This window comes from Methylomarinum sp. Ch1-1, assembly GCF_030717995.2.
GTDB lineage: Bacteria > Pseudomonadota > Gammaproteobacteria > Methylococcales > Methylomonadaceae > Methylomarinum > Methylomarinum roseum.
Map to the genome: position 1 here is coordinate 289,812 of NZ_CP157743.1, position 14,147 is coordinate 303,958.

The 14,147-nt window shown below is 53.7% G+C and carries 15 protein-coding genes; 5 read left to right on the forward strand and 10 right to left on the reverse strand.

Annotation, left to right across the window (positions count from 1 at the left end):
* The first annotated feature begins 50 nt into the window (after nt 1–50).
* Genes hemA through Q9L42_RS01760 form a run of 5 tightly spaced genes read left to right on the forward strand, consistent with a single transcriptional unit; the run spans nt 51 to nt 4,445 of the window.
* Complete coding sequence (gene hemA / locus Q9L42_RS01740) at nt 51–1,298, forward strand: glutamyl-tRNA reductase (RefSeq protein ID WP_349431785.1); 1,248 nt, start codon at nt 51–53, stop codon at nt 1,296–1,298.
* A 10-nt stretch (nt 1,299–1,308) separates the two neighbouring features.
* The gene (gene prfA / locus Q9L42_RS01745; protein ID WP_305906352.1) at nt 1,309–2,394 is read left to right on the forward strand and encodes a peptide chain release factor 1; all 1,086 of its coding nucleotides are present in this window, start codon (nt 1,309–1,311) and stop codon (nt 2,392–2,394) included.
* The gene (prmC, locus tag Q9L42_RS01750; RefSeq protein WP_349431786.1) at nt 2,387–3,235 is read left to right on the forward strand and encodes a peptide chain release factor N(5)-glutamine methyltransferase; all 849 of its coding nucleotides are present in this window, start codon (nt 2,387–2,389) and stop codon (nt 3,233–3,235) included. Before prfA ends, prmC begins: the two co-directional genes overlap by 8 nt.
* 2 nt (nt 3,236–3,237) lie before the next feature.
* Nucleotides 3,238–3,654 carry a M67 family metallopeptidase gene (locus tag Q9L42_RS01755; RefSeq protein WP_305910119.1) on the forward strand — a complete coding sequence of 139 codons (417 nt, stop codon included), beginning with the start codon at nt 3,238–3,240 and terminating at the stop codon, nt 3,652–3,654.
* Entirely contained in the window at nt 3,654–4,445 is a 792-nt protein-coding gene (locus tag Q9L42_RS01760; RefSeq protein ID WP_305906351.1) for a hypothetical protein, read from the forward strand. Before Q9L42_RS01755 ends, Q9L42_RS01760 begins: the two co-directional genes overlap by 1 nt.
* 397 nt (nt 4,446–4,842) lie before the next feature.
* Here the strand turns inward: Q9L42_RS01760 and lipA are convergent, their stop codons facing one another.
* The 10 genes from lipA to mrdA form a co-directional block, all read right to left on the reverse strand.
* Entirely contained in the window at nt 4,843–5,805 is a 963-nt protein-coding gene (gene lipA, locus Q9L42_RS01765) for a lipoyl synthase (protein ID WP_305906350.1), read from the reverse strand.
* A complete protein-coding gene (lipB, locus tag Q9L42_RS01770) occupies nt 5,802–6,410 on the reverse strand; it encodes a lipoyl(octanoyl) transferase LipB (protein WP_349431787.1) in 609 nt (202 codons plus the stop codon). Before lipB ends, lipA begins: the two co-directional genes overlap by 4 nt.
* A complete protein-coding gene (locus Q9L42_RS01775) occupies nt 6,410–6,970 on the reverse strand; it encodes a Tll0287-like domain-containing protein (protein ID WP_305906349.1) in 561 nt (186 codons plus the stop codon). Before Q9L42_RS01775 ends, lipB begins: the two co-directional genes overlap by 1 nt.
* 57 nt (nt 6,971–7,027) lie before the next feature.
* Nucleotides 7,028–7,294: a YbeD family protein gene (locus tag Q9L42_RS01780; protein ID WP_305906348.1), complete on the reverse strand. Its 267-nt coding sequence runs from the start codon at nt 7,292–7,294 to the stop codon at nt 7,028–7,030.
* Nucleotides 7,291–8,130 carry a D-amino acid aminotransferase gene (locus Q9L42_RS01785; protein WP_305906347.1) on the reverse strand — a complete coding sequence of 280 codons (840 nt, stop codon included), beginning with the start codon at nt 8,128–8,130 and terminating at the stop codon, nt 7,291–7,293. Before Q9L42_RS01785 ends, Q9L42_RS01780 begins: the two co-directional genes overlap by 4 nt.
* Nucleotides 8,130–9,290, reverse strand: coding sequence for a D-alanyl-D-alanine carboxypeptidase family protein (locus tag Q9L42_RS01790; RefSeq protein WP_305906346.1), 1,161 nt, complete (start codon nt 9,288–9,290; stop codon nt 8,130–8,132). The genes Q9L42_RS01785 and Q9L42_RS01790 overlap by 1 nt, the downstream gene beginning before the upstream one ends.
* An 89-nt stretch (nt 9,291–9,379) precedes the next feature.
* On the reverse strand, nt 9,380–10,171 hold the full coding sequence (locus tag Q9L42_RS01795) for a septal ring lytic transglycosylase RlpA family protein (protein WP_349431788.1): 792 nt from the start codon (nt 10,169–10,171) through the stop codon (nt 9,380–9,382).
* On the reverse strand, nt 10,161–11,159 hold the full coding sequence (gene mltB, locus Q9L42_RS01800) for a lytic murein transglycosylase B (RefSeq protein WP_349431789.1): 999 nt from the start codon (nt 11,157–11,159) through the stop codon (nt 10,161–10,163). The genes Q9L42_RS01795 and mltB overlap by 11 nt, the downstream gene beginning before the upstream one ends.
* A gap of 5 nt (nt 11,160–11,164) precedes the next feature.
* Entirely contained in the window at nt 11,165–12,295 is a 1,131-nt protein-coding gene (rodA, locus tag Q9L42_RS01805) for a rod shape-determining protein RodA (protein ID WP_305910117.1), read from the reverse strand.
* The gene (gene mrdA / locus Q9L42_RS01810) at nt 12,285–14,141 is read right to left on the reverse strand and encodes a penicillin-binding protein 2 (RefSeq protein ID WP_349431790.1); all 1,857 of its coding nucleotides are present in this window, start codon (nt 14,139–14,141) and stop codon (nt 12,285–12,287) included. Before mrdA ends, rodA begins: the two co-directional genes overlap by 11 nt.
* Nucleotides 14,142–14,147: the final 6 nt, after the last annotated feature.

Here is a 14,147-nt window from a genome sequence, read left to right on the forward strand (position 1 = left end):
ATTATATTCCTTAGAATATGCGAGTTTTATTATACTTTGTTTAACAGTCAATGACATTTATTGCGGTAGGGATCAATTACAACACAGCGCCGGTCGCCATTCGTGAGCGCCTGGCATTCCCTGCTGAAATTCTAGGCTCAGCATTGAAAAGTCTGTGGAATCAACAAGCGATATCCGAGGCGGCGATTCTATCCACCTGCAATCGCACCGAATTCTATTACCATACCGACTCGGACAATCAGGAGCCCTTGATCAACTGGATTGCAGAGCAAAAAAAACTCAAGCCAGCTGATTTCAGACCGTTTCTTTACAGCCATAAGAACAGCCAGTCCATCCGCCATATGTTCCGGGTCGCCTGTGGCTTGGACTCGATGGTGTTAGGAGAGCCGCAGATTCTCGGCCAGATGAAGACCGCCTACCAGGCGGCCAACGAGGCCGGAACCCTGGGCAAAAACTTGGGCAAATTATTTCAGCATACATTTTCTGCGGCCAAGAAAGTCCGCACCGACACCGCGATCGGCTCCAGTCCGGTGTCGGTGGCATTCGCCGCGGTCCAATTAGCGCAGCAGATTTTCGACAAACTCAGCGAACAAACCGCATTATTGATCGGCGCCGGAGAAACCATCGAACTGACCGCCCGCCATCTGCACCAACACGGCATCGGCCGCATCGTCATCGCTAATCGCACCTTCGACAAGGCCCATGCCTTAGCCAGCCAATTCGACGGTTATGCGATCGCCTTGTCCGAACTGCCCTCGCATCTGGCGGAAGCCGATATCGTCGTGTCATCGACGGCCAGCCAACTGCCGATCCTCGGCAAGGGCATGGTCGAAAGTGCGATCAAAAAACGCAGACACAAACCGATGTTTATGGTCGACTTGGCCGTGCCCCGGGATATAGAATCCGAAGTCGAGCAGCTGAACGACGTCTATTTATACAGCGTTGATGATTTACAAAACACCATCAACGAAAACATGGACTCGCGCCGCCGCGCCGCCGAGCAGGCAGAAGAAATCATCGACACCGAGGTCGAACACTTTCTCGCCTGGATGCGCGCGCAAGGGGCGCAAACGACCATCCGCGATTACCGCAGCCAAGCCGAACTGGCCCGGGACGAAGTGCTGCAAAAGGCCTTAAACCAACTTCGCAACGGAGCGGATGCGGAGCAAGTGCTCAACCGGCTGGCGCATACATTGACCAATAAACTGATTCACACCCCCAGCACCCAATTAAGAGAGGCCGGCGCCAACGAAAGGCCGGACTTGATTGCCGCCGCCCGGGAACTTTTCAAATTGTAACAATCATTCAATGAAAGCTTCTATAAAACTCAAACTGGACAATCTGAGCGAACGTTTTGATGAAATCGCGGCATTACTGGCTCAGCCCGAGGTTCAGGCCGACCAGAACAAGTTTCGCTCGCTCAGTCAGGAATACGCGCAAATAGACCCGATTGTCGGCTGTTATCAAAAATATCTGGAAAATGAACACAACCTGGAAGGGGCGCGAGACATGGTCAAGGACTCCGATCCTGAGCTGCGCGCCATGGCGCAGGAGGAAATCGAACAAGCAGAACAGCAAAAAGAGGCACTGGAACACCAGTTACAGATCTTGCTGCTGCCCAAAGACCCCAACGACAATCGCAACATATTCCTGGAAATTCGCGCCGGCACCGGCGGCGACGAGGCGGCGATTTTTTCCGGCGACCTGGCCAAGATGTATCAACGCTATGCCGAAAAACAGGGCTGGCAAATCGAGATCATTGCCGAAAACCGCGGCGACCACGGCGGTTATAAAGAAATCATCCTACGCGTCAGCGGCCAGAACGTCTATTCACAACTAAAGTTTGAATCCGGCGCCCATCGCGTGCAGCGGGTGCCGGAAACCGAATCCCAGGGCCGCGTCCACACGTCGGCCTGCACCGTCGCAGTGATGCCGGAAGTCGAGGGCGTCGAGGAAATCGACATCAATCCGGCCGATTTGAAAGTCGATACCTTTCGCGCTTCCGGCGCCGGCGGACAGCATGTCAACAAAACCGATTCGGCCATTCGCATCACCCATCTGCCGACCGGCGTCGTCGTCGAATGCCAGGATGAGCGCTCGCAGCACAAGAACCGGGCCCGCGCGATGTCGTTGCTGCAATCGCGTTTATTAGCCGCCGAACAGGAAAAACTCCAATCCGAACAGGCGCAAAACCGCAAGTTGCAAGTCGGCAGCGGCGACCGTTCCGAGCGCATCCGAACCTACAATTACCCACAGGGACGAATGACCGACCACAGAATCAACCTAACCCTGTATAAACTGGAAGAAATCATGCAAGGCGGTTTAGAGCATGTGATCCAGCCACTGATTCATGAACATCAGGCGGAACTGCTGACCCAATTGAGTAATGACTGACGCCGATATTCAATCGCTACTGGTGGCCGCCGAGGAAAAGCTGGCGGCCGTTTCCGATTCGCCGCTGCTGGACGCCGAAATCCTGTTGTGCCTATGCCTAAACAAGCCCCGCACCTTCCTCCGCGCCTGGCCGGAAAAACGGCTGGACCAAGCTGCGCTAGCAGCCTTTCAAACGGCATTGGCGCAACGCCTGCAAGGCCTGCCGATCGCCTATATCACCGGCAGCCGGGAATTCTGGTCCAGGGAGTTTAAAGTCTCGCCGGAAGTGCTGATCCCAAGACCCGACACCGAGTTACTGATAGAGCTGAGTCTTAGGCTGATGCCTGCCGACCGGGCCATCAAGCTGATCGACCTGGGCACCGGTTCCGGCATCATCGCGGTCACGCTGGCTGCGGAAAGGCCGTTGGCGCAAGTGACCGCGACCGACCGCAGCGCGGCCGCCCTGAAGATCGCCAAGGACAATGCGCAACGTCATCGGGTCGACAACATTCGCTTTGTGGAGTCCGACTGGTTCAGCGCCATCACCGATTCCGACTTTGATTTGGTGATCAGCAACCCGCCCTATATTGCCGCCGAAGATCCGCACCTCGATCGGGGCGACGTCAGACACGAACCGGACGAGGCGCTGATTGCGGCCGAACAAGGCCTGCGCGATATCAGAATCCTGGCCGAACAGGCCAGCCAGCATTTGAACGCCTGTGGCCATTTATTGCTCGAACACGGCTATAATCAACAACAGGCGGTTCAAGCCATTTTCAAGACCTGCCATTACCAGCAGGTCAGCACCGCCGCCGACTTGTCCGGCAACCCCAGAGTCACCACCGGGATATGGAACCCTTAATGATGAAAAGACATGAAATTCAGTTATCGAGAAAACTGACGACCGAATTGCTGCACTTGGCGCAGATCTCCCCCGAGGCGGAAATCTGCGGACTGATCGGCGCTCGTGACGGCCAACCGACCCGCTGCTATCCGATAGACAACATTGCCGCCCGACCGGACAGTCGATTCGAGCTGGATCCGCAGCAGCATATCGCCGCGGTCGCTCAAATGCGCGAGAATGGCGAGGACTTGTTCGCCATTTATCATTCGCATCCCCACGCCCCTGCCGAGCCTTCGGCGACCGACATCGACATGGCGAATTATCCCGAGGCGATATACTTGGTGATTTCGCTGAACACCAAGGGGATATTGGAAATGCGCGGCTTCAACATTGTCGATAAGCAGGTTCAAGAAGTCACGCTGCGCATGAGCGAATAATGCCCTGGTTTCGGGTTGTTCGCATCACCCTGCTGCTGTTGATTTTTGTCGGCGTGGCTTTTTATAGCAAGACTCAAAGACTTAAATCACGGTCCTGGAGCGAACCGCTGGAAGCCGTCGTTTATCCGATCAACGGTGAAGGCAGCCCGTTGATCGAACGCTATATCGACTCGCTGGACGATGAGGTTTTTGCCGAGATCGATGAGTTTTTCCGCCGCGAAGGCGAATATTACAACGTCAGCGCCTCGCCCCCAATCAAGATCAGCCTGGGTCCGAAACTGAACGAACATCCTCCGGTATCACCGAAACCGGACGCCAATATCCTCGCCATCGCCTGGTGGGGACTGAGATTCCGCTACTGGGCTTACCGCCACACCCCCGACGATGAATCGAATTTGCGGCGTATCCGCATTTTCACCCATTATCATGAAGTACAGCCGGAGAAAAAACTACAGCATTCGCTAGGCTTGGATAAGGGGCTATTAGCGATCGTTCATGCCTTCGCGTCGGAGCGTCAACAAGCACAAAACAACATTGTCATCGCCCATGAACTGCTGCATACCGTCGGCGCCACCGATAAATACGATAAAAACGGCGAACCTATCTTTCCGCACGGCTATGCCGGTCCCGAACACCAACCGCTTTATCCACAATCGCGCGCCGAAATCATGGCCGCCCGCATTCCCCTGTCCAACAACAGCTCGCGCATGGCCGACAGTTTAAAGCAATGCATCATCGGTGAAAAAACCGCACAGGAAATCAACTGGCTGAAACCAGAATCTGCCAATTAGCATATGACCGACACGCTCCCCGTCTTAGAGGGATATTTGGGGTCAGAGTAAAATTTACTCGATAGAATTACGTTGTAACAGATGAGCAACCACCTCATTACCGCGAATTTCTTGGCGGGTGGGTGGTAGGCATCGAGCGATTTGCCCCGTAAATTGTAGCGATAACCAAGAGAAGAGTGACCGCTAGAAAACCGGGCCGGTCGAGAGAGCCGAAACCCGTAAGGCGGATTCGCCGACAGGCAATCCGCCAAGACTTCGGAAAACATAGGCGTTTTGCTAGCGCGAAAACGCCCTACGTCCCTGGATTCCGCTTTATTCGTCAGCGTCATGAACAAATACGCGCCATGGCTGCCAGGAGATGCCCCGAACATATTTCCCGAATGACACCGGTGGGCGATTAAGAGCCGACGATATTCCTGGCCTGCAAGTCGGCATGATAGGAGGAGCGCACCAGCGGCGCGCTGGCGACTTGTTGAAAGCCCAGCTCCTTGGCGATTTCCGCGTAGCGCTCGAACTGCGCCGGCGTGATGAATTCCTGCACCGGCAAATGGTCCTGACTCGGCTGCAGATATTGGCCTATCGTCAGCATGCTGCAGCCATGTGTCAGCAAATCCTTCATCACCTCGATCACCTCGGCTTCGCTTTCGCCGATACCGACCATCAAGCCCGATTTAGTCGGGATCTGCGGCTGTTTTTCCTTGAACCCTTGCAGCAATCGCAATGATTCTTGATAATCGGCGCCCGGCCTGGCCTGGCGATAGAGCCGCGGCACCGTTTCCAGGTTGTGGTTGAATACGTCACAAGGCTGCTCAGCCAATATATCCAACGCAATTTGCTGACGACCGCGAAAATCGGGGACCAACACCTCGATCTTGGTCGTCGGCGTCTGTTGCCGTATCGCCTCGATGCAAGCGGCGAAATGGCCGGCGCCGCCGTCCTTCAGGTCATCGCGGTTGACCGAGGTGATCACGACATAGTTCAGCGCCATCTGCGCGACGGTGTTGGCAAGGTGAACCGGTTCATCACGATCCAGCGCCTGCGGCCGGCCATGAGCGACATCGCAGAACGGACAACGGCGAGTGCATAAATCGCCCATGATCATGAAAGTCGCGGTGCCATGACTGAAACATTCGCCCAGATTGGGGCAGGCGGCTTCCTCGCAGACCGTATGCAGGCTGTTTTCTCGCAGCGAGCGCTTGATTTTCGCGACCTTGTCGCCGGACGGCACCCGTATGCGTATCCACTCCGGTTTGCGCAGCAGGGTATCCGGTTTTTCGACCTTGACCGGGATTCTCGCCAATTTATCGGCGTTGCGCTGATGGGTTTCGGGGGTCGATCTTGAGGGTGCATTCAGCTTCATGTTTCGATAGCCTTGATGATGTCGTGAACAACCGGCACTGCCAGTTCATGAGTAAAAATATCGACGCCTTGATCGGCCAGCTGAGTCACGGCAAGACCGGCATAACCGCAAGGGTTGATATACTGAAACGGCGTCAAATCCATCTGATTGTTAAGGCTCAGACCATGGTAACTGCAACCGTTTTTAATGCGCAGCCCCACCGACCCGATTTTTTTCTCGCCGACATAAACGCCCGGCGCTTCGGCTTTCGCCGCCGCCTGAATGCCGTATTGCTCCAGGGCATGAATCATCGCATTTTCCAGGATGCTGACCAGTTGCCGTGGTCCCAGTTTCAGCCGCCTTAGGTCGGTCAACAAATAGACGATTAACTGCCCCGGACCGTGATAAGTCACCTGGCCGCCGCGGTCGCATTCGACCACCGGTATCTCGTTAGGACAGATCAGATGCTCACGCTTGCCGTTCAAGCCCAGGGTATAGACCGGCGGGTGTTCGACCAACCAAATTTGATCGGCCGTCTCCGCCGTTCTACTCTCGGTGAACCGCTGCATTTGCCGCCAGACAGTCAAATAATCCTGCCTACCCAAATTGTTTAGGACGGTCTGCATCAATCCAGTCTGCGGCTGATCGTGAAGGCGCCTCTTATGTCGCCGATGGCGAAACCGGTCGCCCGGTCTTGCGGATAAAGTCGCTCAATCTTGTCGGTAAGTTGTTCATTCAATTGCTCGCCATGACAGGTCAAACACAGCGCTTGGGTTGGAATTGCTTTCATATAACGAAAATAGCGTTGTCCGTTGCGCTCGACGATTTGAGCATATTCCAGGTCGGTGATCGCCTCGCCTTGTTGCTGACGCCGTTGAAACTGCTGCAACACCGAACGCTCCCAATCATCCGGACGGTTTTGCGGATTGCGGATGCGCAACGCGGTGCGTCCGATCCCCCAGTCAGGGTCATGATCCAATTCACGATCGATATCCGGCGCCACACCATGACAGTGCTCGATCGCCGCAAGCGCGCCTTCTTCTTTTAAACTGAGCTGCAACTCCATTTGTAAGCGCTCGGCGTATGCCTTGATCATCTGCCGGCTTTCTCCGATCAGCTGTTCGCTATCGGCGACGGCGAGTGCCGCATGGCCCACTAAACATGCCGCTAGTAATTTTTTCAGCATCGCCCCCCCCCTTCTTTTTACCGATCCAAACAATCGATGTCGTTGCGCGACAATCGCTTATAGCGCCATTAACACTTCGGGATGATCGGTCAAATCCTGGTAGATGGCGTCCAGCTGTGCTCTGTTGCTTGCATCGACGACTACGGTCACCGAGGTATACTTGCCGCCCCTACTGGGTTTGCTGGTGACGGCCCCTTCCCTGATATCACTGACATGGCGGCGCACGATTTCGACGACAGTGACGTCAAAATGGGCGCTGCTTTTCCCCATCGCCTTAACCGGAAATTGACAGGGAAATTCTAAAAGCGTTTCTTGTTCGCTCATGATACGGACTGTTTATACTGTTGAAAAAGTTCATTAATTTTCCGCCATAGCGGACCAGGGTGACCATCGGCGACGGGCTGACCATCGAGCTCGACCACCGGAATGATTTCTCGGGTGGAGCTGGTCACCCAGATCTCGTCTGCGGCTTGCAGCGCCTCCAAGGAAATGACATTCTCGTTGACTTTGATGTCATTGGCCTGCGCCAATTCGATGATGACATCCCGGGTGATGCCGGGCAGGATATCGGCGCTTTTGGCTGGCGTCATCAACTCCCCGTCAATCACCACGAACAGATTGCTGGCGGCGCCTTCGGTGACATAGCCGTTCTTGACCAGGATAGCCTCGGCGCAGCCTTGCTCTATGGCCTGCTGCCTAAGCAGGATGTTGGCCAGCAAGGTCGTCGCCTTGACATGGCACATTTCCCAACGATTGTCATCCATCGTCACCGCCTTGACGCCGACCTCCCGACCTTCAAAGTACTGAATATCGGAACACATCGCAAAGACGGTGGGCACGGCGCTGGTCGGAAAAGCATGATCCCGCTTAGGCGCGACGCCGCGAGTGATCTGCAAATAAATATACTGGTCCTTGGTCTCATCCACCAAGGGCAGCAAGATTTCCCGCCATTTCTCCACACTGTATGACAAGCCCAACCGAATATTGCTCAGGCTGTTCTCCAAGCGTTGCAGGTGCGCCTCCAGGCGAAACAACTTGCCATGATAGGCGGGGATCACCTCGTAAACGCCATCGCCGAACAAAAAACCGCGGTCTAAAACCGATACCCTGGCTTTAGACAGTGGCAGATATTCGCCGTTCAAATAAACCTTATGCTCCATTAATGCTCCATCAGCAATAACGCCTCATCATAGAGACGCTGAATTAAGCTACCCTTGGCCACCGTAGTCAAGGCGATCAAAGGCTTATTGATGATTACATCACCGGCCAACGTGACATTCAGCGTCCCGACGGCCTCCCCTTCTTTAACCGGCGCGGTGATGCGGTTATCAACCTGGGTTTCCGCTTTCAGGTCATTAAAGTGGCGGCGCGGAATGGTGACGAAGAGGTCGTTGGGCAAACCTAACTGCAATTTTTTGCTGTCCCCTTTCCACACTCGGGCTTCCGTTAACGACGCCATGGCGTCATAGAGTTTATGCGTCTCAAAAAAACGAAAGCCGTAATTCAGCAGTGTCTGGCTTTCATTGGCCCGGGCGTTTTCGCTGGCCGTGCCCATCACCACCGAAATCAATCGCATATCATTGCGCCTGGCCGAGGCCACCATGCAATAGCCGGCCTCCTCGGTATAGCCAGTCTTGACGCCATCGACCGACTCATCGCGCCACAGCAATTTGTTGCGATTGTGCTGGGTAATATTGTTATAGGTAAATTCCTTTTCCGCATCCCATTTATAATAATCAGGGAATTCACGAATCAGCGCCTGAGTCAATTTGGCCAAATCGCGGGCGGTGGTATAGTGATTGTCATGCGGCAAGCCCATGCTGTTCTCAAAATGGGTGTTGGTCATACCCAGTCGCTGAGCATGCTGATTCATCAGCGCCGCAAACGTGGATTCATCTCCGGCCACATGCTCGGCCAAGGCGACGCTGGCATCGTTTCCGGATTGAATGATCACCCCTTTCAACAGATCTTTGATGGCCACTTGTTTGTTGACTTCGATAAACATTCTGGAGCCGGGCGTCTGCCAGGCTTTTTTACTGATCGTCACTTTTTCGTCCAGCGTCAAGTGACCATTGCTTAATTCACGGAATACCACATAAACCGTCATTATTTTAGTTAGACTGGCGGGCGGCAGTTTTTTATCGGCATTTTTTTCCACCAATACCCGACCACTGTTAAAATCCATCAGGAAATAACTGCTGGCGGCCACTCGGGGCGCCGCAGGAATCAGTATCTTGCTGGCCGCAAGCGTCGTTGGCAACCAGCTTGCCAACACAAGTCCGATAAACAAGACAGCGGTTTTACGGAAAAAATTAATCATAGTCATCGTTAGGAATAGCTCTAGGAAAACGGGTTTATTGTATCACTGCCGTCAGTCAGTTTCGCATAGGAAGCGCTAGAAACGGACATTCAATTGTCACTAACCAGGGTGCTGCCGATCACGCCTATCGCCGCCAACTGCTCATTTAAGCGATCAGCCAGTTCCACCGACGAGACCGGCCCCACCTGCACCTTGTACAAGGTATCGCCTTGGTGTTGAGCGACTTTCAAGCGCGTAGCCGCCAATGGTATCGCGGCAACTTTTTGTTTTAATTGGTGGGCATTGAACTCATTACTGAACGCGCCGACCTGTAAATACAGCTTAGCATCGTCACTCGTCTTAGGCTGTTGCACCGCGAGCTTGGCGGGCTGCTCCCCAGGCTCCAGCGTCTGAACCTCGACAAAACCAGTGCCGGCTTGCTGTATGCCCAATTTGACCGCCGCGGTATAGGACAAATCGATGATTCGGTTTTCATGAAACGGACCACGATCATTGATGCGCACGACGACACTGCGCCGGTTGCGCAGATTAGTCACCCGAACATAACTGGGGATTGGCAAGGTTTTATGGGCGGCCGTCATCGCATACATGTCATAGACTTCACCATTGGAGGTTTTTTTGCCATGAAACTTGGTGCCGTACCAAGAGGCAATACCACGCTGACGATAGCCCTTACTGTCGGCCAACACCTGATAACGCTGACCCAGCACTTCATAGATGCCGGGATTGCCTGCCCGAGTGCGTTTTTCATGGCGCGGCACGGCGTCCGGCACCGCCATGACATCGATCGGCACGACAGCCGGAGCGCTGTCCTTGACGGATGGGTCTATCGTGCAAGCGCTGAGCAAAAACAGTACCGGCAAAAATACTTTATTGTTCATCGTTCGTTTTTTTCTTATCAGCGATGGCTAGGCTCAACTGGTAAACCGCCATTGCATACAAGGGACTGTGGTTATAACGGGTAATGACATAAAAATTATGCAAGCCCGCCCACAACTGATGATCTTGCTCCTGTTCGAATTCCAGCAATTTAACCGTTTCGTCTGGCTCTAGCTGTTCCGGAACAGTCACCTGCCATTGCTTTAATTTAGCGACGCTGACATCAGGTTGCAAGCCTTTACTCAAACCGTGCTGATAAGCTTCGCCTTCCGCAGTCACGGGAAAGGCGATCGCGGCGCCTTTTTGCCAATGGTGACGGGCAAAATAATTGGCGACGCTGGCGATCACATCGGCCTCGTTATGCCAGATGTCGCGTTTTTCATCCCGATCGAAATCCGCTGCATAAGCCCGGTAACTGCTAGGCATGAACTGGGGCATTCCCATCGCCCCCGCGTAAGACCCTAACGGCTCTAGCGGGTTCAATTGCTCCTCCCGACACAGCAGCAAGAAATGCTCCAGTTCGCTGGTAAAAAATGGGCTGCGCTTGGGATAGGCAAAAGCCAGGGTCGCCAGCGCATCGATGACCCGGTAAGTCCCGGTATGAGCGCCGTAACGGGTTTCGACCCCGATGACCGCGGTAATAATCTCGGCCGGTACGCCATATTGCTGTTCGACACGGGCCAATACCGCTTCATTCTCCTGCCAGAATCTTAAGCCTTCATTAACACGCGAATCGGTCATAAAGATTTTACGGTATCGATACCAAGGCATCGCCTCCGCCGGCGAAGATATCGTCTCCACGATATTTTGCTTAATCTCGACCGACTGAAACAGTTGTTTCAATTCCGCTGCATCGAACTGGTGTTTGGTAGCCATGTTGTTGACAAAATCGTTCAGCAAGTCGCTGTCCTCGATCGCCCCATATCCTGGCACGGCCAGCGACAACAATAAGGCATAGGCTAACGCGGTGAAGGTTTTTCTGCTTTTCATTTCGACTAGGTAGGTAAGAATTTTCTGTGGGTGTGTATGGACATCAAGATACCGAAGCCGGCCATCAATGTCACCATCGATGTGCCGCCATAACTAATCAATGGCAAAGGCACGCCGACGACCGGCAGAATGCCGATGACCATGCCGATATTGACAAACACATAGACAAAAAACGTAAAGGTTAAACTGCCCGCCAATAAACGACTGTAGGTATCCTGCGCCTGCACCGCGATATAAAGACAGCGACTGATAATCAGCAAATAGAGTATCAACAAGCCGAGACATCCGGACAGGCCGAATTCCTCGGCGAAAACGGCAAAAATAAAATCGGTGGAACTTTCCGGCAGAAAATCCAGTTTGGCCTGGGTGCTGCCCAACCAGCCCTTGCCGTGTAAGCCGCCCGAGCCGATCGCGATTTTAGACTGAATAATATGGTAGCCTCGCCCCATCGGGTCGGCCTCGGGATTCAGCAACGTCAGTACCCTGCCGCGCTGATAATCACGCATAAAATGCCACAAAACCGGCGTCAACGCCGCCAAGGCCACGACGGTCGACAACATGAAGCGCCAGGACAGTCCGGCAAAAAACAAAACGGCGGCCCCGGAACTGGCGACCAGGATCGAAGTCCCTAGATCCGGCTGCTTGGCGATCAACAGTGTCGGAATCAGTATCAACACGCCGGAAAAAATTAGCTGCTTACGCTTGGGCGGCAGCGGAAATTCGGACAGATACCACGCGATCACCATCGGCGTGGTAATTTTAATCATTTCCGATGGCTGAAAGCGGAAAAAGCCTAGATCCAGCCAGCGCTGTGCGCCTTTGCCTATTTCGCCCATCACCAGCACCGCGATCAGTAACAACACGCCGATGACAAACAATAATGCCGAGTGACGCTTGAACTGATAGGGATTGACATGGGCCAGCACCGTCATGAAGGCGAACGCAATCCCCATCCTCGCAGCCTGGCGAGTCAAAATCGCCGGTTCCTGACCGCCGGCGCTATATAACACCAAAAAGCTCAGCGCGCATATCAGCAACAAGGCGATGAACAAAGGAATGTCGATATGCAGTTTTCTCAGTAAGTTGCCCAATAACGAAGGCGGCATGAACTGTTCGCCGCGCGTTTCATTCTTCATCGTCGCCCCCCTCCTTTACTTCACCTAGGTACTGCGTGATGATCTCGCCCGCGATCGGCGCGGCGACCGAGCCGCCATGACCGCCATTTTCGACGACCACAGCGACCGCAATCTTGGGATCATGGGCCGGTGCGAAGGCGATAAACAAGGCGTGATCGCGTAATTTGAATTCAATTTCCTCTTCGTCGTACTTTTCTTCCTGCTTCACGCTGAAAACCTGCGCGGTTCCCGTCTTGCCAGCAATTTGATAATCCTCCTGGGCGATTCTTTTCGCCGTGCCGCGCGCGCCATGCACGACACTGATCATCGCCTTCATGATGTCATTGATATTGCGCCGCTTCAGCTTAATCTTTTTGCCGCTTTGCGCGGGGCCCGGAATAGTATAGTTGCTGCTGATAATCCGGTCGACCAGATAGGGAGTGACGACTTTACCATAATTAGCCAATGTCGCCGTGGCCCTGGCTAATTGCAGCGGCGTCACTTGCGTGAAGCCCTGACCGATGCCGGTAATCAACGTTTCTCCGGGATACCAAGGCTGGTTGCGTTTGTCCCTTTTCCATTCCCTGGAAGGCAACAATCCTGACTGTTCGCCGACCAGGTCGATGCCCGACTTACGGCCAAAGCCAAATTTATCCAGAAACTCGTGCATATTGTCGATGCCCAGAGTCAAAGCCAGATCGTAAAAGTAAACGTCACAGGATTGAATGATCGCGTCCTTCAAATCCATCCAACCATGCCCCCACCTTTTCCAGTCGCGATAACGATGACTGAGATTAGGGAGTTGATAATATCCGGGACAGAACAATTTATGTTGAAAGTCGGTCGCATTGTATTCCAGTCCGGCCAGACCGATAAACGGCTTAATCGTCGAACCGGGCGGATATTGCCCACGCAAGGCGCGATTGAATAGCGGCTGATCATCGGATTGTTGTAATGCCCGATAAGCTTTGCGGCTGATGCCATAGACAAAAGGGTTGGGATCGAAGCCCGGGCGGCTGGCGAACACCAACACGTCTCCCGTTTGGATCTCGATCGCCACCGCCGCGCCGTTATAGTCGCCGAGCGCGTCATACGCGGTTTTTTGCAAATCGATATCCAGCGTTAGATAAATATTGGAGCCCGGCACCGGATCGACCGCATCGACCGAATTGACCGCTCGTCCCTGGGCATTAGTCTCGATCTCCGCATAACCGGTGGAGCCATGCAAATAGTCTTCATAGGTTTTTTCGATGCCAATCTTACCGATATGATTCGTTCCACGGTATTCGGACACCGGCAACGATTTCAGCTCCCGCTCATTGATACGGCCGACATAACCGACCACGTGGGCGGTCAATTCTCCATAGGGGTAATAACGCACTAAACGCGCATGGATATCGACGCCCGGAAAATAGGGCCTGACCGCGGCAAACTTCGCGACTTCCTCGTCGCTCATACGCAGCAATAACGGCGTGCTGCTAAAAGACTTTCGTCGCTCGCTTTGTTTTTGATATTGCTCTATCTGCTCATCGGGAATATCCAGCAGTTGCTGCAACCTTGCCAACGTTTCGTCGAGATCTTTAATTTGTTCTGGAATCAGCTCCAGGCTATAGGAAGGCAGGTTTTCCGCCAAAATCCTACCGTGGCGATCATAGAGTATGCCTCGGGTCGGCGGCAGTGGAGCAATCTTGATGCGGTTATCCTTGGCCAGCATCGCATAATGTTCGTGCCCGACGACTTGCAGATAAATCAGTCTGGCCACCAGCCCCAATGTTAACAACAGAATGAAGGCGAATGTGGCGACGACACGGCTTAAAAAAACCCGGTTTTCCGCCAACGAATCCTTAACGACATATTTGTTGTACATGGTGCG